General features: G+C 67.0%; 19 protein-coding genes and 1 tRNA gene. 11 read left to right on the forward strand and 9 right to left on the reverse strand.

Going from position 1 to position 17,191, the window contains the following annotated elements:
* From F1C10_RS00940 to F1C10_RS00965, 6 genes are all read left to right on the forward strand, one after another.
* A complete protein-coding gene (locus tag F1C10_RS00940) occupies nt 1-789 on the forward strand; it encodes a F0F1 ATP synthase subunit A (RefSeq protein WP_085811168.1) in 789 nt (262 codons plus the stop codon).
* Between the two features lie 50 nt (nt 790-839).
* Nucleotides 840-1,067, forward strand: a complete 228-nt coding sequence (locus tag F1C10_RS00945) for a F0F1 ATP synthase subunit C (protein ID WP_046409264.1) — start codon at nt 840-842, stop codon at nt 1,065-1,067.
* Nucleotides 1,068-1,119: 52 nt separating this feature from the next.
* Nucleotides 1,120-1,614 (forward strand): ATPase, encoded by a 495-nt coding sequence (locus F1C10_RS00950; RefSeq protein WP_185207998.1) that lies wholly within the window; start codon nt 1,120-1,122, stop codon nt 1,612-1,614.
* Nucleotides 1,607-2,257 (forward strand): hypothetical protein, encoded by a 651-nt coding sequence (locus F1C10_RS00955; RefSeq protein WP_185207999.1) that lies wholly within the window; start codon nt 1,607-1,609, stop codon nt 2,255-2,257. The genes F1C10_RS00950 and F1C10_RS00955 overlap by 8 nt, the downstream gene beginning before the upstream one ends.
* 193 nt (nt 2,258-2,450) lie before the next feature.
* Nucleotides 2,451-3,110, forward strand: a complete 660-nt coding sequence (locus tag F1C10_RS00960; RefSeq protein ID WP_185208001.1) for a TIGR02117 family protein — start codon at nt 2,451-2,453, stop codon at nt 3,108-3,110.
* Nucleotides 3,111-3,165: 55 nt separating this feature from the next.
* On the forward strand, nt 3,166-4,464 hold the full coding sequence (locus F1C10_RS00965) for a sugar MFS transporter (protein WP_185208003.1): 1,299 nt from the start codon (nt 3,166-3,168) through the stop codon (nt 4,462-4,464).
* Nucleotides 4,465-4,498: 34 nt separating this feature from the next.
* Here F1C10_RS00965 and F1C10_RS00970 read toward each other — a convergent pair whose 3' ends face one another.
* Nucleotides 4,499-5,245 (reverse strand): SDR family oxidoreductase, encoded by a 747-nt coding sequence (locus F1C10_RS00970; RefSeq protein ID WP_185208005.1) that lies wholly within the window; start codon nt 5,243-5,245, stop codon nt 4,499-4,501.
* 133 nt (nt 5,246-5,378) lie between these two features.
* Between F1C10_RS00970 and F1C10_RS00975 the strand changes: the two genes are divergently transcribed.
* Nucleotides 5,379-5,690, forward strand: a complete 312-nt coding sequence (locus F1C10_RS00975; RefSeq protein ID WP_185208007.1) for a helix-turn-helix transcriptional regulator — start codon at nt 5,379-5,381, stop codon at nt 5,688-5,690.
* A 24-nt stretch (nt 5,691-5,714) separates the two neighbouring features.
* Here F1C10_RS00975 and F1C10_RS00980 read toward each other — a convergent pair whose 3' ends face one another.
* The 4 genes from F1C10_RS00980 to yajC are packed head-to-tail and all read right to left on the reverse strand — an operon-like array spanning nt 5,715 to nt 9,104.
* Entirely contained in the window at nt 5,715-6,089 is a 375-nt protein-coding gene (locus F1C10_RS00980; protein WP_258043002.1) for an Mth938-like domain-containing protein, read from the reverse strand.
* 28 nt (nt 6,090-6,117) lie between these two features.
* A complete protein-coding gene (gene secF, locus F1C10_RS00985; protein WP_185208008.1) occupies nt 6,118-7,095 on the reverse strand; it encodes a protein translocase subunit SecF in 978 nt (325 codons plus the stop codon).
* A gap of 58 nt (nt 7,096-7,153) precedes the next feature.
* Nucleotides 7,154-8,758 carry a protein translocase subunit SecD gene (gene secD / locus F1C10_RS00990; RefSeq protein ID WP_185208010.1) on the reverse strand — a complete coding sequence of 535 codons (1,605 nt, stop codon included), beginning with the start codon at nt 8,756-8,758 and terminating at the stop codon, nt 7,154-7,156.
* A 7-nt stretch (nt 8,759-8,765) separates the two neighbouring features.
* Nucleotides 8,766-9,104: a preprotein translocase subunit YajC gene (gene yajC / locus F1C10_RS00995; RefSeq protein WP_185208012.1), complete on the reverse strand. Its 339-nt coding sequence runs from the start codon at nt 9,102-9,104 to the stop codon at nt 8,766-8,768.
* A 157-nt stretch (nt 9,105-9,261) separates the two neighbouring features.
* On the opposite strand from yajC, the gene F1C10_RS01000 reads away from it, so the two are divergent.
* Both F1C10_RS01000 and F1C10_RS01005 read left to right on the forward strand, forming a co-directional pair.
* On the forward strand, nt 9,262-9,567 hold the full coding sequence (locus tag F1C10_RS01000) for a putative quinol monooxygenase (protein WP_185208014.1): 306 nt from the start codon (nt 9,262-9,264) through the stop codon (nt 9,565-9,567).
* 48 nt (nt 9,568-9,615) lie between these two features.
* Nucleotides 9,616-9,692 (forward strand) — tRNA-Pro (locus F1C10_RS01005).
* Nucleotides 9,693-9,738: 46 nt separating this feature from the next.
* Here the strand turns inward: F1C10_RS01005 and F1C10_RS01010 are convergent.
* Entirely contained in the window at nt 9,739-9,954 is a 216-nt protein-coding gene (locus F1C10_RS01010) for a hypothetical protein (RefSeq protein WP_258043003.1), read from the reverse strand.
* A 202-nt stretch (nt 9,955-10,156) separates the two neighbouring features.
* Complete coding sequence (locus tag F1C10_RS01015) at nt 10,157-13,111, reverse strand: TonB-dependent receptor domain-containing protein (protein ID WP_185208017.1); 2,955 nt, start codon at nt 13,109-13,111, stop codon at nt 10,157-10,159.
* Between the two features lie 564 nt (nt 13,112-13,675).
* On the opposite strand from F1C10_RS01015, the gene F1C10_RS01020 reads away from it, so the two are divergent.
* Complete coding sequence (locus F1C10_RS01020; protein ID WP_185208019.1) at nt 13,676-14,347, forward strand: spermidine synthase; 672 nt, start codon at nt 13,676-13,678, stop codon at nt 14,345-14,347.
* Here the strand turns inward: F1C10_RS01020 and F1C10_RS01025 are convergent.
* Nucleotides 14,332-15,207: a type 1 glutamine amidotransferase gene (locus F1C10_RS01025; protein ID WP_185208020.1), complete on the reverse strand. Its 876-nt coding sequence runs from the start codon at nt 15,205-15,207 to the stop codon at nt 14,332-14,334. The genes F1C10_RS01020 and F1C10_RS01025 overlap by 16 nt on opposite strands.
* A gap of 147 nt (nt 15,208-15,354) precedes the next feature.
* On the opposite strand from F1C10_RS01025, the gene F1C10_RS01030 reads away from it, so the two are divergent.
* Nucleotides 15,355-15,816, forward strand: a complete 462-nt coding sequence (locus tag F1C10_RS01030; protein ID WP_185208022.1) for a DUF4126 family protein — start codon at nt 15,355-15,357, stop codon at nt 15,814-15,816.
* 18 nt (nt 15,817-15,834) lie between these two features.
* On the opposite strand, the gene F1C10_RS01035 is transcribed toward F1C10_RS01030, so the two are convergent.
* Entirely contained in the window at nt 15,835-17,136 is a 1,302-nt protein-coding gene (locus tag F1C10_RS01035; protein ID WP_185208024.1) for a sodium:proton antiporter, read from the reverse strand.
* Nucleotides 17,137-17,191: the final 55 nt, after the last annotated feature.

A 17,191-nucleotide genomic window follows, 5' to 3' on the forward strand; every position in this document is an offset into this window, starting at 1 on the left:
GTGGCGGAAGGCGGCGGCAAGATCGATCCGATGCACCAGTTCCTGGTGGAGCCGCTGTTCGGCACCCAGAACTGGCAGATCGCGGGCTACAATATCGCCTTCACCAATTCGGCGATGTGGATGGCGGTCGCGACGATCGTGCTGATCGGCTTCATGTCGCTCGGCACCGCGGGCAAGACGATCCCGACGCGCGGCCAGCTGATGGTCGAAAGCACGGTTCGCTTCATCGACAACATGCTCGCGTCGAACATCGGGCCGGAGGGGAAGCGCTACGTCCCGTACGTCTTCTCGCTGTTCATGTTCATACTGTTCGCCAACGTGCTCGGCCTGCTGCCGCTGGGTGTTGTCGGCGTTCACCCGTTCACCTTCACCAGCCATTTCACGATCACCGGGATCCTCGCGATCCTGTCGTTCTCGATCGTCCTAGTGGTCGGCTTCTGGCGCCACGGTCTGCACTTCTTTAGCCTGTTCGTGCCGCATGGCACGCCGTGGTGGCTGCTGCCGGTGATCCCGCTGATCGAGTTCGTCTCGTTCATGGTGCGCCCGTTCAGCCTCGGCCTGCGATTGTTCGTCGCGATGACCGCGGGGCACATCCTCCTCAAGGTACTTGCCGGGTTCGTCGTCAATGCCGGCAATGCCGGGCTGGGCGTTGGTCTGCTGGTTGGTATCCCCAGCTTCGGCCTGATGGTCGGCATTTCGGCGCTTGAGCTGCTCGTCGCCGGCATCCAGGCGTATGTTTTCGCGCTGTTGACCTCGCTGTATCTCAACGATGCGGTCAACCTGCACTAAGTTTTCGATTGTTCAATCCAACCGTTTGATTTGATAAGGGAGTTATAGAAATGGACGCAGAAGCCGCAAAGCTGCTCGGCGCCGGTCTGGCCGCTGTGGGTGCCGGTCTCGCCTCGCTCGGCGTGGGCAACGTGTTCGGCAAGTTCCTCGAAGGCGCGCTGCGCAATCCGGGTGCGGCCGACGCGCAGCAGGGTCGTCTGTTCATCGGCTTCGCCGGCGCCGAGCTGCTTGGCCTGCTGTCGTTCGTCGTGGCGATGATCCTGGTCTTCGTCGCCTAACATCCACTGATGGGGCGGCCTTGACGGTCGCCCCGATCGGGCAGGATCACCGATGCCTCAGATTTCCCAACTTGCCGCGACATGGGCATCCCAGCTGTTCTGGCTGGTGGTGACCTTCGGCATCGTCTTCCTCGTCGTGGGCCGCGGCATGCTGCCCAAGGTGCAGAAGACGATCGATTCGCGTGATCGCTCGATCGCGGCCGATCTCGCCGCCGCGTCGAAGGCGCGGGACGAGGCCGATCGGGCCGAAGAGGCGTGGCGCGTGCGCGACCAGGCCAACCGGGAAAAGGCGCAGGCACTGGTCGCCGACGCGCGTCAGCGCGCGCAGGTGGCGAGTGCCGAGACGCTGAGCGCGGCGCAGGCCGAGCAGGCGAAGCACGTCGCATCGCGCGAGGCGGACATCCGCGCCGCCACGGTGCGGGCACTCGCGGAGATCGAGTCGGTTGCGGCCGAGGCCGCGCAGGACATCGTCACGCGCGTGTCGGGCGTGCAGGTGAGTGCCGACGAGGCAAGGGGCGCCGTTCAGGCGGCGATGGCGCATGGCTGAGTTCATCATCATGACGGCGATGGCGCCCGGCTCCGCACAGGTGGCGGAGAATCTGGCGGACGCTGCCGAGGCCGAGGGCATGTCGGCGCGCGGCACCGAGGCGCTGTCGACCTCGATCGCCGAGGGCGGGCCCGATCACCATGTCGATCCGTCGCTGTTCGGTTTCGCCAACGGGACGGTGATCGTCTCGCTGGCGATGCTCGTGCTGCTGATCGTGCTGGTGGTGAAGAAGGTGCCGGCGCTGATCGTCGGTGGGCTCGATCGTCAGATCGCGGATATCCGCCGCCAGCTCGACGAGGCGAAGGCGCTGCGCGCGGAGGCCGAGGCACTGCGCGACGAATATGCGCGCAAGATCGCCGACGCCGAGAAGAGCGCGGCGGATATGGCGCAGCAGGCGAACCATGAGGCCGAGGCGATCGTCGCGCAGGCGCGCAGCGATGCTGCCGAGCTGGTCGAGCGGCGTGCGCGTATGGCAGAAGATAAGATCGCAGCCGCCGAGCGGTCGGCGATCGCCGAGGTTCGCGCGACTACCGCCAAGGCGGCGTCGACCGCGGCGGCATCGCTGATCGCGCAGCGGCACGGCGCGGACGCCGACAAGGCGTTGGTCGATCGCACCATTGCGGGGCTCGGCCGGTTCAATTGAAGCCGCCATCGCTGGTGACTGTTGGGGCCGCTCTCGCAAGAGGGCGGTCTTTTTCGTTCGGCAATTGCGTGAAGACAAAATAGCCCTCGATAGGCGCTGACCACGCACCATGTAGCGCCGGCTCGCGAAGCACGGGCAGCGGCATCGAACTGCACCCGGTGGTCGCAGCGGCGCGGGACGCGTATCGGGTCGCATGCCCCGTCGCATCGTCTTGTCAATCGTCGCCGTGGCAGCGCTGCTGCTCGCCTATCCGCTTGCCGCGCTGATCGGCGGATCGATGCCGAGCAACGCCAAATGGCGCGCACCCGAGCGGGGGATCACGCTCTTCCTGGAAACGAACGGCGTCCACACCGGGATCATCATGCCCAAGGTCGCGGCCGGCGTGGACTGGCGGCAAGTCTTTCCAGCGCGGGACATCGCCGACCCGCGCTACGGCGCGTACGATTACGTGTCGATCGGATGGGGGGAGCGCGCCTTCTACCTTGAAACGCCGACCTGGGCCGATCTGAGGCCGTCGACGGTGATCGCGGCGGCGCTCGGCAGCGATCGCACCCTGATCCACGTCGATCACCTGCCGCGGCCCGCGCGCGACGGGTCGGTGCGGCGGCTGGTCGTCACGCCAGCGCAATATCGCCGGCTTGCCGGGTACGTTCGCGCATCGCTGGTCGAGGGCGGCGAGCGGCGTCATGGCTACTTTGTCTATGATGCCTTCTACGCCGCGCGCGGGGGCTACGATGCCGTGAACACCTGCAACGCCTGGGTCGGCAACGCGCTGCGCTTCGCAGGCATACGCGTCGGCGCGTGGACGCCGCTGCCGGTCACGATAATGTGGTGGTTTCCGCGCTACGACTAGGCGATGGTCCGGCGCTGTCGACGCGGCGAACGACGGGCACGAGGGGGACGGGTGAATGGCGTTTGCGCAAAGGCCGGCGGGGGTGAACGGATCCGGTCCGGGATCGGAGCATGACGATGCGGCCTATGTCGATGCGCCCGACCTGCGGTGGTTCGTCTTCGCGCTGTTCTTCATCTTCGGTGGGATCACCAGCCTCAACGATATCGTCATGCCGAAACTGCAGGAGCTATTCACGCTCAGCCACGCGCAGGCGAACCTGGTCAATTCGGCGTTCTTCCTCGCCTATCTGCTCTTCTCGCTTCCCGCCGCGGGGATCGTGCGGCGGATGGGATATATGCGCACCGCGTCGATCGGCCTGGTGACGATGACCGCGGGGTGCCTGCTGTTCATTCCCGCGGCCAATTCGGCGACGTTCGGGATGTTCCTCGGTGCGCTGTTCGTGCTCGGGGCGGGGATCACGATCGTCCAGGTTGTCGCCAATCCGCTGATCTCGCTGCTCGGGCCGCCGGCGACGGCGAGCAGCCGGTTGACCTTCGCGCAGGCATTCAACTCGCTGGGCACGACGATCTTTCCGCGCGTTGGCTCGACGCTGATTCTCGGCGGGCTGGCCGGCGTCAGCGCGTCGGCGCTGAGCGGCCCGGCGCTCGACGCCTATCGCGTGGAAGCGTCGCGCGCGATCGTCCATACGTACATCGCGCTCGCCATCGCGCTGCTGGTGATCGCCGGCGTCGTGTGGACGCGGCGCAACCGGCTGCAGGAGGAGCAGGAGCGCGCCGGATCGATCTTCCACGCGCTGACGCTGCTTTCGCAGCCGCGCTTCGCGCTCGGCGTGCTGTGCATCTTCCTCTATGTCGGGGCGGAGGTGACGATCGGATCGAACCTCGTCGCCTATCTGTCGCAGCCAGGCGTGTGGAACGTGTCGCATCAGGTGGCGGGCAACTACGTGCCCTTCTACTGGGGCGGCGCACTGATCGGGCGCTTCGCCGGCTCGGCAATCCTGCGCATCGTCTCGCCGGGCAAGGTGCTGGCGGTCGCCGGTACCGCGGCGATCGCGCTGATCGCTCTTTCCGCCAATGCAAGCGGCGTCGTGGCAGGGTGGCTGCTGATCGCCGTCGGGCTGACCAACTCGATCATGTTCCCGACGATCTTCAGCATCGCGTCGGCAGGGCTCGGCAAGCGCGCGGCGGAAGGGTCGGGCGTGATCGCCACCGCGATCGTCGGCGGCGCGGTGGTCCCGCCGCTGTACGGCACACTAGCCGACGTGTCGGGCAGCCTGTCGCTCGCACTGGTGCTGCCGGTGATCTGCTACCTGGTGATCGCCGGATACGGCTTGTTCGCGCGCCGGGCAGGGTGAGCGCGCGGCGGACCGTTCGCCGCGCGCCCGTGCGTCATGCGGCGACGCCGCCGTCGACGTTGAGCGTCGTGCCGGTGATGTAGCTGGCGTCGGGCCCCGCGAGGAAGGCGACCGCGCCGGCGATCTCGTCGGCGGTACCGTAGCGACGCAGCGGGATGGCGGCGATCATCTGCTGCGCGAAATCGCCGTTCGCGGGATTCATGTCGGTATCGACCGGGCCCGGCTGGACGGTGTTGACGAGGATGTTGCGCGCAGCGAGATCCTTTGCCCAGCCGCGCGCCAGCGCCGCCACCGCCGCCTTGGTCGCGCTGTATGTCGCAGTGGATGGGAAGGCGAGTTCGCCCGAGACGCTGCCGATCAGGATGATGCGGCCGCCTTCTGCGATGTGCGGCAGCGCCGCACGTGTGCCGACATGAAGCCCCTTCACGTTGACGCCGAACTGATGGTCGAACAGCGCGTCGCTATCCTCATCAAGCGAAGCGAACGCCGCGACGCCGGCATTGTGCACAAGGATGTCGATTTGGCCGAGCGCAGCGACAGCCTGCTCGATCCCGGCGCGCTGCGCGGCAGGATCGGCGGCGTCGGCCTGAAACGCGAAGGCGGTGCCGCCGGCCTGTTCGATCGAGGCAACGGTGGCGTCCGCCGCTGCCTTGTTGCCGGCATAGGTAATCGCGATGGTCGCGCCGTCGGCGGCGAGGCGCTTGGCGATTGCCGCGCCGATGCCGCGCGACCCGCCGGTGACGAGCGCCTTCTTGCCGTGAAGAGTCGTTTGAAGAGACATGGGAGGAAGCTCCAAATCGCGGCCCGCGATCACGCCATCGTGCGCCGTCGGCCAGCACGGCAGATGGGGCGCCGGTTCAATAGTTCAACATTCCCGAACTATCAAATCGACGAAGCGATCCTATGTTGGTTGCATGCCGCGCTTCACCCACCCCCGGCTCGACGACGTTCCGCTCGCGCTGGCTTTGCATGCGCTCGCCGATCCCAATCGGCTAAGCATGGTGGTGCGGCTTGCGGCGACCGAGCGGCTAAGCTGTGCCGGCGCCGCGCCGTGCGATTCGATTCCCAAGAGCACCTTGTCGAACCATTTGAAGGTGCTGCGTGCAGCGGGGCTGATCGAGACGATGCAGGCAGGGCGTGAGATGATCAACACGCTGCGGCGCGAGGAATTCGACCGGCGCTTCCCAGGGCTGCTCGCGACCGTCCTGACCAACGCCGCGCGCTAACTTCGGCCGAAGCGCTTCGCGTCGTCAGGCGCCGAGTGGATAGAGGGCGGCAGCGATCTGGCGCCCTTCGCTGCGCAGGACACCCCAGGCGCGCGCAGCGGCGCGGCTGTCCATCGGCTCTAGGCCAATGCCGCGCGCCTCAAGCGCCTCTACTAGCGCGCGTGGCGGCCGGACGAGCGTGTCGCCGGTGCCGATCAGCACGAACTCGGGCGCGGGATCGAGGATCGTGGCGAGCGCCGCTTCGTTGAGCTCCGCGAGCGGCGGGGGGCTCCAGGCCCGCGCCTCGTTCACCGTCAGCAGCGCGGCGGCAAGCACCGTCGTATCGTCGAGCCGGAAGCCACCAGGGCCTAGCGCGCGAACGATCGGACCGCCGCCGTCGCGCGCGCGATCCATCCTCATGCCGGGTCAGCCTGCGGCAGGCGCCGCATCAGGCGCGCGGCGTGCGCGGCGCGACGCGCTCGGCATTGTCGATCGCGCTCGTCTTCACCTTTTCCGGGGTGGGATCCGCGCGCAGGCCGAGCGTGATGAGCAGCGAGGACGAGACGTAGATCGACGAATAGGTGCCGACGACGATGCCGAGGATCATCGCCGCGGTGAAGCCGCGCAGCACGTGGCCGCCGAGGAACAGCAAGGCGGCGAGTGCGAGCAGGATCGTCACCGACGTCATCACCGTGCGTGGCAGCGTCTCGTTGACCGACAGGTTGACGATCTCGCGCATGTCCATCTTGCGATAGCGACGCATGTTCTCGCGGATGCGGTCGTCGATCACGATCTTGTCGTTGATCGAATAGCCGATGATGGTGAGCACGGCGGCGACGATGTTGAGGTCGAACTCGAACTGCGTCAGCGCGAAGAAGCCCAAGGTCATGACGAGATCGTGGACGATCGCCGCAATCGTCGACACGCCGAACTGCCATTCGAACCGCACGATCGCGAACAGGCCGATGCCAAGCACTGCGAGGACGACGGCGAGGACGCCGTTGCGGATCAGTTCGCCCGACACCTTGCCCGAGATCGTCGAGTAGCGGCTGAACGTCGCGCCGGGGAAGGCCTGGCCAATCGCGGTCTCGACCTTCTTTACCGCGGCGTTGGTGGCGCCCTCGTCGGCGCCCTCCTGCACGGGCAGGCGGATGGTAAGTGTGCGCGGATCACCGAACTGCTGCAATGAAGCCTCGCCAAGCCCCTGTGCGTCGACGACGTCGCGCAGCCGATCGAGATCGGGCGGCGTCGCGAACCGCTCTTCGATCATCAAGCCGCCTTCGAAATCGACGCCGAAATTCAGCCCCTTGTAGAAGGTGACGCCGACGGCGAGCACCGACAGCAGCAGCGTGAGCCCGAACGCCCAGCCGCGCAGTCGGACGAAATCGATGTTCGTGTGATCGGGAACGAGCTTGAGCAGTTTCATGCGACGACCTCCGTCGATCCCGCTGTGCGGTCGCGACGATTAAACAGCATGTGAGCGATCATATGTTGATCGTCTTCGGCTTGGTACGGCGCAGCCACTGCACCGTCAGCATGCGGGTGAACAGCACGGCAGTGAACACGCTGGTGGCGATGCCGATCAGCAGCACGACCGCGAAGCCCTTCACCGGGCCGGAGCCGAGGATGAACATGATGATGCCCGAGATGGCGTGCGTCATGTTCGCCTCGAAGATCGTCCGGCTGGCTTCCGAATAGCCGAGCTCAATCGCCTGCGACACGGTACGCCCGCGGCGCCGCTCCTCGCGGATACGCTCGTTGATCAGCACGTTCGCGTCGACCGCGGTGCCGATCGTCAGCACGAAGCCGGCAATGCCCGGCAGCGTCAGCGTGCCGCCAATCAGCGCGAGCACGCCGACGATGACGAACACGTTGATGACGACCGCGAGGTTCGCATAGACGCCGAAGCGGCCGTAGGTGACGAGCATGAAGGCGACGACGAGCGCCACCGCGACGGCGGAAGCGAGGATGCCGGCGCGGATCGATTCGGCGCCGAGATCGGGACCGACGGTCGATTCCTCCACGACCTTCAGCGCCACCGGCAGCTTGCCCGAGCGCAGCGCGATCGCCAGCGCGTTTGCACTCTCAGTGGTGAAGCTGCCCGATATTTGCGCGCGGCCGCCCAGGATCGGCTCGTTGATGTTGGGCGCCGAAATCACCTGATTGTCGAGGATGATCGCGAACGGCTTGTTGACGTTCTCGCGCGTCACCTGCGCGAACTTGCGTCCGCCCTGGCTGTCGAAGGTGATGGCGACCTGCGGCTCGTTGGTCTGCTGGCTGAATTCCTGCCGCGCGTCGGTCAGCTGGTCGCCGGTCAGGATCGCCGAGCGCTTCACCGCGATCAGCGGAATGCCGGCGGGGTTGGTCGGATAGGCGAGCACCTGGCTGCCGGCGGGCGCCTGCTTGGCAACAAGCTGCTGCGGCGAGGCGGTCTCGTCGACGAGCTTGAACTCGAGCTTCGCGGTCTTGCCGAGCAGATCCTTCAGCGCCTGCGGGTTCTGCAGGCCGGGAACCTGGACGACGATGCGGTTGGTGCCTTGGCGAATGATCGTCGGCTCGCGCGTGCCGAGCTCGTCGATACGGCGCCGGACGACTTCGGTCGCATCGCCCATCGCGGTATCGACCGCCTGCGTCAGCCCAGCCTGGGTCGGGGTAAGGACGAGGCGGCTCGAATCGACCACCTGGATGTCCCATTCGCGCTGCCCCGTCATGCCGACGCCGCCGCCGGTGATGGCCAGCAGCCGCTCGCGCGCCGCATCGACCTGCGCCGGGTTGCGCAGCAGGAAGGAAAGCCGGCCGCCGCGCGTCGAGATATCGCCGATCTCGATCCGCGGATCCTGACGGCGCATCTCCGTCTGCACCTGCTCGCGCATCGTCTCGAGCCGCGAGGTGGCGACGTCGTTCACGTCGGCCTCGAGCAGCAGATAGCTGCCGCCGGCGAGATCGAGCCCGAGGTTGATGCGCGGATGCGGGAAGCTGCCCCAACTGTCGGTAATGCGCTGCGGGAGCAGGCTGGGGATCGCGAGCGCGCACAGCACCGCGATCGTCAACCAGATCGAGACGACCTTCCAGCGCGGGAAATCGAGCATGTCGGGCTCAGTCGTTAGCGGGCTTGGCGCCGAGCGGCGTCACTTCGGCGAGCGTCGCCTTGACGACGCGCACACGCGTGTTGGGCGCGATCTCGACCTCGACGAACTGCTCCTCGACCTTGGTCACCTTGCCGACGAGCCCGCCGGCGGTGACCACGGTGTCGCCCTTCTTCACCGCCGCGACCGCATTCTGCAGCGCCTTCATACGGCGCTGCTGCGGGCGGATCATCAGGAAGTAGAAGACGATGAAGACGAGAACGAGCGGGGCGAGGCTGAGGAAGCCGCCGAGCCCGCCCTGCGCCGCGGCGCCGTTCGCCGTCTGGGCGTGAGCTGGGGAAATGAACATGCCGTCCTTGCGTGCACAGGGGGCGCGGGGCACGAAACCGCACCCTGCGTGAAGCGCGTGCCGCTACCATCGCTGCGCCCTTGGCGCAACGGGCGCGCGCGGGTACGTCTCGCCGCGCGACGCCGCCCGCGAGGGGCGCGCGAGAGGAGATAGAGCGATGACGATCCTGGTGATGGGCACGATCAAGCTGGGCGAGGGCGAGGGCGCGAAGGCCGCGTCGCTGCTCGCCGAGCACGCCAAGGTGGTGAAGACCGAAGAGGGGTGCGAGGAATACAGCTTTGCGTTCGACGCCGCCGATCCCGATCTCGTCCGCGTTGCCGAGCGCTGGGCGAGCCCCGAGGCACTAGGCGCGCACGGCCAGGCCGAGCATCAGAAGGCGTTCGGGCGCAACCTGCGCGCGCATTCGCCGTCCGCCATGTCGATCGACGCGTGGGACGGACAGCACTGGCGCAAGCTGATCTGACGCGACTTGCATAAGCCGCGCGGCCCGCGTAGGGCCGCGCGTCTCGGTCGGGGCGTAGCGCAGCCTGGTAGCGCATCACACTGGGGGTGTGGGGGTCGCAGGTTCGAATCCTGTCGCCCCGACCAGAGATTTCCCCATTTTGAGTGCAAGCGCGCCCGTAGCTGGGTGAGGTTAGGCGCCGCCCTTCGTGGCGAACAATGCGTCCTTCGCCTTGCCGATGCCGTGCAAGACCAGCCATCCGGTCGCGTAGGTCAGGACGACGGGCGCCAGCGCGCGGATCGCGAAGCCGGCGACCGCGCCACCGATCGCGCCGTCGAGCGTCGAATCGTCGCCGTCTGCGCCGTCGATCGCGCTGCCGATCGCCGCACCGATAATGGAACTGAGCATCACATCAGCCTTTCGTGGGAATTGACCTCGCGAACCCGTCGCGCGACGCAGCGGTTCCCTCGACAGGCGGCGGATCTTCCTACTGGTATCCATGCTCGATCGCGGAGTTGAGCCAATGGCACGGTGGCGTCGTGATTGCTTCGTCTGGCTCGGGCTCCGCGCGAAAGTCGGGGGCGGCAGGCGTACTGCCACCCCTTTGCAATCAGAGATCGAAGCGGATGCCCAGGCGGAAGGTGCGGCCCAGATAGTCGTAGAACGTCTGGTTGATTCCCAGATCGACGTTCGACGTATCCGACGGCCCCTTGCCGACCGGCGCGGGATCGCGATTGAAGACATTTGCGACGCGCAGGTAGAGCTGGCTCTTCACCTTGCCGACCGGCAGGTCGTAGGCGAAATAGGTGTCGAGATAGAAAGCGCCGGCGAGCCGGTTGTCCGCGATCGTCCGATTGATCGTGTTCGACGCCGGGCACGAGGTCCGGCACTCGACCCATTCGTTGTTGTAGACGCCGGCGCTGATCCCGCGGCCGATCACCTGCATCGAGAAGTTGTCGAGCGCGTAGCCGAGCGTCAGGCGATAGGTCCAGTCGGGCGGGCCGGCGCCGCCGATCTGGCCGACGGTATCGGTCGGCTCGTTCACGCCGTTCGATTCGGACGCCTCAAGATAGTGGGTGGCGATGCCGCGGAAGCTCATCTTGCCGGGTAGCGAGGCCGAGAGATCGGCGAGATCGAACTGGTAGCTCAGCTCGAAATCGATGCCGCGTGCGCGGTTCGACAGGAAGTTGTACGGGCTGTTGGCGATCAGATATTCGGTGACGTTCGGCCCAGGCCCGGTGGTGTTGGTGAAGCCGTTGCTGCCGAACGCGATCGTCGTGCCGTTGCGCAGGATCGCCTGAAGGCGGTTGCACAGTTCGAGGTTGCCGGTGAAGCAGCGGTCGACGATCTCCTGCGGGCCGAGTGTGCCGATCGCGCCGTTGATCTTGATGTCGTAATAGTCGACCGACAGGCCGAGCCCGGGGATGAACGACGGGCGATAGACGAGGCCGAGGCCCCAGGTATCGGCCTTTTCGGGATCGAGCCCGAGGTTACCCGTCACCGTCTGCGTGTAGCGGATCGCGGTATTGTTCTGCCACGGATCGCCGATCGAATTGGTATTGCGCGCGCCGCCCTGGAACAGTTCGGACAGGTTGGGCGCGCGGATATCGCGCGACCGCGTGACGCGCAGCCGCAGATCGTCGTACACCTGCCAGGCGAGCCCCGCCTTCCACGTGACGACGTCGCCCGACTGGCTGTAGCTGGTGTAGCGCGCGGCGCCGTTGAATTCGAACCCGAGCGGCAACGACAGCAGCGCCTCGAGATACGCTTCGGTCACGGTATATTGACCGAAGGTCGGCACGAAATTCCCCGAATACCAGCCCGAGGCGTATTCGGGCGGCACGAAGCCCGAGATCTTCTCGCGTCGGCTCTCAACACCGAAAGCGAGGCCGATCGGCTTCACCCACGGATTGTCGATGTTGGTGCTGAGGTTGATCGAGGCGACGTCCTGCTGCAGCCGCCGGTCGCCGTACGGCTCGCCCATGATGTAATCGACCGCCGCCTGCGAGTTGACGCCGATGCCCATGCGATTGAAGGGCACGCAGCCGGCGGCGAGCGGATTGGTGCTGCCGTCGCGCGTCACGCGGCACACGATGTCGCCGTTGGCGAGCCGCACGGCATCCTGCGCGAAGCCCAATTTGGTGCGATTGGCGGAGACCAGCCCCTCCTTCGCGTTCATCACGCCGCGCTGGTAATAGCCGTCCCATTTGAACGCGAGCGAGGCGACGTCGAACGATCCCTCCACCCCGAACAGATAGCGTTCGACCTCGCGGCGATAGCGGCTCTCGCGCGTCGGGATATCCTGGTTCCACGTGCCAAGCGTGAAGCCGGCGCCGTTGAGCTGGCTCCTCACCGCCGCCGGGATGAAGGCGTTGTCGCCCAGGATCGTCACGTTCGCCTTGTCGGTGTGATACCCGCCCCAACTGTCCTGCGCGCTCTTGTTGTACGACAGTTCGGTGAACAATTGCAGGTTCTCGAGCACGTCGAAGCTGAAGCGGCCGAAGATGCTCGTGAGCTTCTCCTCAGGCTGGATCGAGGTGCCGTAATATTGCTGGCTCAGCTTCCAGTCGCCGCCGACCGTCCATGGCAGGTTATTGAGCCGGCCGGCGCCGTAATCGTAGCGGTTCACCGTACCGCCCTGGCCGAAATACGTGCCGCGCAACGGGCCGGACGTGATGATGCCGCCGCCGGTCGTGGTGTTGAGCCCCGACTGGTAGGATTCCATATATTCGGGCTCGCCGTTGCCGGCGACGTAGCGCGGGTTCTGGATCAGATGGACGCCGCGGTTTTGCCAGCCGCGCGAGCCCGCGCCATAGACGCCCTTGCGATGGGCGTAGTTGCCGCTGAGCAGCGCGCGGCCGCGGCCGTCGGCGAACTCGACACCGCCGGTCAGCGTCGCTCGATACGATTTGTCGTCGCCGTAGGTCGTCTCGCCGTAGCCGAATTCGCCCTTCAGCCCGGTATAGGTGCGGTCGAGGATGAAGTTAACGACGCCGGCCACCGCGTCCGACCCGTAGACGGACGAGGCGCCGCCGGTGACGACCTCGACGCTCTTCACCAGCCCCTGCGGAATGGTGTTGACGTCGACCGTGCCGGTGGCGAGCGAGCCCACCGAACGGTGGCCGTCGAGCAGCACCAGCGTGCGCGTGGTGCCGAGCGAGCGCAGGTTGATCGTGTTGATGCCGCCCGCGCCGCCACTGAGGTTGCGCTGCGTGTTCGACGGTGTGACGCTGCCGGCGACCGACGGGATCTGGTTGACGAAATCGGCGACGTTGGCGGGGGCCGACGCCTGGATATCGGCGAGGCCGATGACCGTCACCGGGGTCGGCGCGTCATAGCCGTTGCGCACGATCCGCGAGCCGGTGACGGTGATGACGTCCGAATCGGGTGCAGTCTTGTCGATCGGAGCGGCTTGTGCTGCGGCCACGGTGGCCGGATCGAGCGTCGGCGACGGGGAGGGCGCGGCAGGCGTCGGCTGCGCGTCCTGCGCATAGGCGTTGGTCGCCCCCGTCAGCAGCAGCGCCGCGAGGATCGTGCGGCGCGCTGCGACGCCGGTCCGAGCCATTGGTCTGCCGCCACGAAGCAAGATCCGGCAATCGGCCGTGTCGTCACCGCACGAGCAAATGGCGGAAACGAGGCGCGCGACTACAGGCGCGCGAACAACTCGCGGAAAAGCGTGCACGATTATCCCCCTGATAGGCTGTAAATGCCGTCCCTGCCCGGACAGTGTGCCTCGCCTTTGTCGGCGATGTTGTTAGACGGCCTGTTACGCTTTGTGCGCTTGTTCAGGACTGTCTTTTGCTACGTCGAGGCTATCAATCGACGATCGCAGGTCAACCCTGCGTCGGATACAGCCGGCTATACATAATCGCGCCCCTGCCATAACCTGCGGCTATACTAGGACGTCCACACACCACTTAAGGTATAGGTGGTTTCTTTAGTTACTTTCATCATCCGTGCAATCGGCGTTTCCGATGCCGATCCGTGACAGGCGCTGTGGCGTCGCAGAGGACTGACACTACGAATTTGCCTTTCCCGGCGCCGCGCCATAGCGAGCGCGCCGCGCCCGACCGGCGCGACGGAGACGCGTAATGCCCCTGTTAGACCCAATGCGCCGCGGCGGCCGCATATGATCTTGCGCGAGGTGATCGGCGTCGCCGAGGTGCCGGGCGGGCCACCGTTGCGATTGGTGCGCCACGGCGGCGACTTCATCATCATGCTCGACCGCAACGAGCTGATGAGCAGCCGGATGAGCGGTTCGGAAGTGGCGCTCGGCACGATGACGCTGGCGCGACTGGCGGGGCGTGCGGCGCCCGCGGTGCTGATCGGCGGCTATGGCATGGGGTTCACGCTGCGCGCCGTGCTCGGGCTGGTCGATGCCGGTGCGCGGATCACCGTTGCCGAACTGGTGCCCGGAATCATCGACTGGGCGCGCGGGCTGCTGGCGACGCTGACCGACGGATGTCTCGACGATCCGCGCGTCACGCTGCGCATCGCCGATGTCGGCACGGTGATGGCCGAGGGAACGTATGATGCGATCCTGCTCGACGTCGACAACGGGCCCGACGGGCTGACGCGGCAGGCGAACGACAGCCTTTACACCGCGCGCGGCCTGGCGCGGGCGCGCGCCGCGCTCCGCCCCGGCGGGGTGCTGGCGGTGTGGTCCGCCGGCCCCGATCCGGCGTTCGCGCGTCGGCTGCGCGAGGCGGGCTTTGCGGTCGACGAGGTGAAAGTGCGCGCGCGCGAGAACGGCAAGGGGCCGACGCACGTCATCTGGTTCGCGACTCAGCCCACGCGCTGATGCTCGTCGCGGCCGCGTGCGCGGCGTGTCGGTCGGACGAGATGGTCGATGAAATTGCGCAGCTCGGTATGCCGCAGCCGTGCGTCGATCACCTGTTCGTCAAGCCCCAGCTGCCACGCCAGATCGTCGCGCGTCGTATCCGCGTCCAGCGCATCGATCGGCCGCGCGATCGCCTCGATCGCTGCCTCGTCGCGCGCCAACCCTTGTTCGATCAGATCGTCGGCCTGGCGCCGCAGCGCGGCGGCGACCTCGCCGAGCGTGAGTTCAGGATGATATTGCACACCCCAGAAAACGCCGTCGCCGCAGCGTATCTCCGCCGCCTGGACGTGCGTGACGCGATTGGTGGCTAGAAGCGTCGCGCCATCGGGCAGCGTCTCGACTTCGTCGGTGTGGATCGCCGGCGCGTCGAACGCGGCGGGCCGCCCGGCGAGCAGCGGATGATCGCGGCCTGCCGCCGTCGGTACGATACGGCGCGCGAATCCCGCCTCACGCCGCGCGCCCATCGATCGTACTGAGCCGCCCGCGGCCACCGTTGCCATCTGAAGCCCGGCGCACGAGCCGAAAGATGGTGTGCCCGAGGCGAAAACCGCGCGCATGAAGGCAATTTGCCGGCGGACCTCGGGTGTGTCCTCATAAGCGTGGAGCGGGGAGCCGGTGAGAAACACCGCGTCATAGCCCGCGACCGTATCGCTGCCTATTGACGGCGTGTCGGCATCGGCGGGCTTTACCCGCTCGATCCGGCTGCCCGGCGCCAACGCCTCGAGCAGGTCGACAAACGTTTCGCCCGAGCTACGGCCGACGCTCTCCCGGCGCTTGTCGCGCGCCTCCGGCGGCTCGCTCTCGGCGACCAGGAATTTCATAAGGTTCTCGCTGATGCTTTCGGCGGATGCCGGTTCGATCCCAGCAGAACGGCAGCGTTCTGCGCTTGTTCCTTCGGCATGCGAATGAACAAGCAAGCGCGCGACTGGTTGTCGGCCTCGTCATTCCCTTCCTTGCTGGAGACCCACATGCTTCGTTCGCTTCTGATCGGCCTCGTCGCGGGGCAGCGCGCGATGACGCCGCTATCGGTGCTCGCCGGTGCTGCCCGTGACGGCAAGCTCGATCCCGGCTCGCCGGCGCAGCTGCTCAAAAATCCGCTGCTGGCAAGCGGGGCGGTGGCGCTGGCGGGCGCGGAGATGGCGGGCGACAAGATGCCGTCCGCGCCCGACCGGATCGTGCTTGTCGGGCTGGCCGCGCGCAGTGCGACCGCCGCTTTCGCCGGCGCCTCGCTGGCGCCGAGTGGCCGCCGCGCCGCCGGCGCCGCGCTGGCGGTCGCGGCGGCGGTCGCTTCGTCGTACGTCGGCTGGTCGCTGCGCGTCCGCGCGATGCGGCGCTTCGGGCAGACGGCGACGGGCGCGATCGAGGATGCGATCGTGCTCGGCGGCGGCGCGCTGGCCACCCGCCTGATCGCGCTGCCGGCGCGGGGCTGACCGGCGCCGGCCATCCCGTCAGGTGGCGGCCGGTCCCTTCAGACCGGGCGGCGCGGCCTCGGCAGCGTCGGGATCGCGCCCCTGCGACCGGTCGAGCAGACGCATGACGGGGGTGACGGTCAGGCCGTGGAGCAGGATCGAGAACAGCGCCGTCAGCCCGACGATCGCCCACAGGCGATCGGCCTGGGGCAGGTCGACGTGGTTGAGCGCATAGGCGAGGTAGTAGAAGGAGCCGACGCCGCGGATGCCGAAGAAGGCGATCGTCAGCTTCTCGAGTCGGTCGGCCTCGATCCCCGCAAGCGCGACCAGCCCCGTCACCGGCCGCACGACCAGGATCAGCGCCGCCGCCGCGGCGACGTCGGTCCAGCGTAGCGGCGCGAGCAGGCCGCCGATCAGTGCCCCGCCGAACAGGATAAGCAGCACCATCATCGCGATCCGTTCGACCTGTTCGGTGATGTCGTGCATCTCGCGATTGAAATCATGATCGCGATGCGAGCGGCGCAGCGTCAGTGCGGTGACGAACACCGCAAGAAACCCGTAACAGTGAACGATCTCGGTCAGTCCGTATGACACGAAGGTCGCCGCGATCGCGATCAGCCCGTCGCCGGTCTGCGCGAGTTTCGTCTCGGCGGGGACATGGAACGTCAGCCAGCCGAACGCCTTGCCGATCAGCCAGCCGCCGACCAAACCGGCGCCGATCTCCCACAGCACATTGTAGCCGAGCCACTGCGCGAACCACGGCTCGCCGGAAGACGCGGTCAGCGCGAGCGCGATCGCGAGATGGACGAACGGAAAGGCAAGCCCGTCGTTGAGCCCCGCTTCCGACGTCACCGCAAAGCGCACTTCGTCCTCGTCACCCGACTTGGGCGGCCCCACCTGCACGTCGGCGGCGAGCACGGGATCGGTCGGTGCGAGCGCCGCGCCCAGTAGCAACGCAGCCGCCCAGCTCAGCCCAAGCAGACCGCCGCCGATCAGCGTGATCGCGGCGATACCGAGCGGCATGGTGATCGCGAGCAGCCGCCATGTGACGCGCCACCGGCGCCAGCTGAACGCCCGATCGAGCTTCAGCCCCGCCCCCATCAGCGCAATGATGACGACGAATTCGGTGAAGCGCTCGGTGAATGCCGCATAGCGCATCGGCGAGGGCGTCCAGGTGATGACGGGCAGCAGGAACAGCGCGGCGCCGATGCCGATGCAGATGATCGGCAGCGACAGCGGCAGTTTCCGCAGCGCAAGCGGTAGCCACGCCACCAAGGCAATCAGGAATCCGGTACCGGTTAGCAGCAGAATGTAGGGATCGGGGGCGGTCAGCTCTGGCATAACCGTTCCAACGAACGGCGCGCCGGTTGGTGCTCTGTTCGTTACGACCGCGCTA

The organism is Sphingomonas sp. NBWT7 (assembly GCF_014217605.1).
In the GTDB taxonomy this organism is placed as follows: domain Bacteria; phylum Pseudomonadota; class Alphaproteobacteria; order Sphingomonadales; family Sphingomonadaceae; genus Sphingomonas.

What these genes read in the sequence shown, in the direction of transcription:
- F1C10_RS01020 (WP_185208019.1), top strand. Translation starts at nt 13,676, where the DNA reads ATGATCTTGCGCGAGGTGATCGGCGTCGCCGAGGTGCCGGGCGGGCCA.
- F1C10_RS00960 (WP_185208001.1), top strand. Translation starts at nt 2,451, where the DNA reads ATGCCCCGTCGCATCGTCTTGTCAATCGTCGCCGTGGCAGCGCTGCTG.
- F1C10_RS00970 (WP_185208005.1), bottom strand. Translation starts at nt 5,245, where the DNA reads ATGTCTCTTCAAACGACTCTTCACGGCAAGAAGGCGCTCGTCACCGGC.
- F1C10_RS01000 (WP_185208014.1), top strand. Translation starts at nt 9,262, where the DNA reads ATGACGATCCTGGTGATGGGCACGATCAAGCTGGGCGAGGGCGAGGGC.
- F1C10_RS01035 (WP_185208024.1), bottom strand. Translation starts at nt 17,136, where the DNA reads ATGCCAGAGCTGACCGCCCCCGATCCCTACATTCTGCTGCTAACCGGT.
- yajC (WP_185208012.1), bottom strand. Translation starts at nt 9,104, where the DNA reads ATGTTCATTTCCCCAGCTCACGCCCAGACGGCGAACGGCGCCGCGGCG.
- secD (WP_185208010.1), bottom strand. Translation starts at nt 8,758, where the DNA reads ATGCTCGATTTCCCGCGCTGGAAGGTCGTCTCGATCTGGTTGACGATC.
- secF (WP_185208008.1), bottom strand. Translation starts at nt 7,095, where the DNA reads ATGAAACTGCTCAAGCTCGTTCCCGATCACACGAACATCGATTTCGTC.
- F1C10_RS00975 (WP_185208007.1), top strand. Translation starts at nt 5,379, where the DNA reads ATGCCGCGCTTCACCCACCCCCGGCTCGACGACGTTCCGCTCGCGCTG.
- F1C10_RS01010 (WP_258043003.1), bottom strand. Translation starts at nt 9,954, where the DNA reads ATGCTCAGTTCCATTATCGGTGCGGCGATCGGCAGCGCGATCGACGGC.
- F1C10_RS01030 (WP_185208022.1), top strand. Translation starts at nt 15,355, where the DNA reads ATGCTTCGTTCGCTTCTGATCGGCCTCGTCGCGGGGCAGCGCGCGATG.
- F1C10_RS01025 (WP_185208020.1), bottom strand. Translation starts at nt 15,207, where the DNA reads ATGAAATTCCTGGTCGCCGAGAGCGAGCCGCCGGAGGCGCGCGACAAG.
- F1C10_RS00950 (WP_185207998.1), top strand. Translation starts at nt 1,120, where the DNA reads ATGCCTCAGATTTCCCAACTTGCCGCGACATGGGCATCCCAGCTGTTC.
- F1C10_RS00955 (WP_185207999.1), top strand. Translation starts at nt 1,607, where the DNA reads ATGGCTGAGTTCATCATCATGACGGCGATGGCGCCCGGCTCCGCACAG.
- F1C10_RS00945 (WP_046409264.1), top strand. Translation starts at nt 840, where the DNA reads ATGGACGCAGAAGCCGCAAAGCTGCTCGGCGCCGGTCTGGCCGCTGTG.
- F1C10_RS00965 (WP_185208003.1), top strand. Translation starts at nt 3,166, where the DNA reads ATGGCGTTTGCGCAAAGGCCGGCGGGGGTGAACGGATCCGGTCCGGGA.
- F1C10_RS01015 (WP_185208017.1), bottom strand. Translation starts at nt 13,111, where the DNA reads ATGGCTCGGACCGGCGTCGCAGCGCGCCGCACGATCCTCGCGGCGCTG.
- F1C10_RS00980 (WP_258043002.1), bottom strand. Translation starts at nt 6,089, where the DNA reads ATGAGGATGGATCGCGCGCGCGACGGCGGCGGTCCGATCGTTCGCGCG.